1 pseudogene is annotated in these 1051 nt (G+C 46.0%); it reads left to right on the top strand.

Going from position 1 to position 1051, the window contains the following annotated elements:
- Positions 1–1051, top strand: a pseudogene (locus tag L5L98_RS22225) (IS3 family transposase); the annotation flags it as partial.

Here is a 1051-nt window from a genome sequence, read left to right as displayed (position 1 = left end):
TGAAGAAATCACATAAGAGTTATCCCCAGGCATTTAAAGATGAAGCTGTCTTGATGGTGCTAGAACAAGGTTATAGCGTTGCCGATGCGGCAAAGTCTCTTGGAGTTAGCACGAGCCTGCTTTACAACTGGAAGGAAAAACACGAAGCCCTGCAACAAGGCATCACCTTAGAAGAGCCTGAGCGTGATGAGTTGAAGCGATTGCGTAGAGAAAACAAAGAATTACGCATGGAGAAAGAAATTCTAAAAATACCCAAGGGGCACGCCGAGGCAAGCGCCTTCTTTGCGAGAGAAATGAAGTAAGATTTCGTTTCATCAAACTGCAATCTCACCTGTTTCCCATAGCACTGTTATGTCGAGTAATGAGTGTCAGTAAGTCAGGCTATTACGATTGGCATAAACGCCCTGCAAACGTGATAAGCCTTGAAACACTGAAGCTTTATCGCCTTGTTCGACAGCTATTTAAGCAAAGTCGAGGCAGCTTAGGGGATCGTGAAATGGTGAAGAAATTGCGCAAGGAAGGCTACCAGGTTAGTCGCTATGTCGTTCGTAAAATTATGCACCGCCTTCGACTCAAAGCAACCCAACGACGCGCTTACAAGGTAACTACGCAGCGAAAACACTCAGATGCAGTGGCTGATAACCTGTTAAATATGAACTTTAATCCAGTATCGGCTAATGAGGTCTGGGCGGGTGACGTGACCTATTTAAAGACGGGTGAGGGCTGGATGTATTTAGCTGTGGTGATGGATTTATATTCACGCCGGATTGTGGGATGGCACATAGACAAACGCATGACCACGGATTTGATATCTAAGGCATTAATGAAAGCCTACAACCTGCGCTAACCAGCGCGAGGGTTGGTATTTCACAGTGACCTAGGCTCGCAATATACCAGTAAGCAATTCGGTAGGCTGCTATCGAGCTATGGTATCCGAGCCAGCATGGGTGATGTGGGAGCGTGTTGGGATAACGCCGTTGTTGAGCGTTTCTTTGGTAGCTTGAAACACGATTGGATTTTTAAAGTTGCTCAACCAACAAGGGAGTTTATG

The sequence above is a fragment of the Shewanella sp. SM23 genome, assembly GCF_025654295.1.
GTDB lineage: Bacteria > Pseudomonadota > Gammaproteobacteria > Enterobacterales > Shewanellaceae > Shewanella > Shewanella oncorhynchi.
Note: the sequence above shows the minus strand (reverse complement) of the source record. Positions and strands in the feature narration are given on the sequence as shown.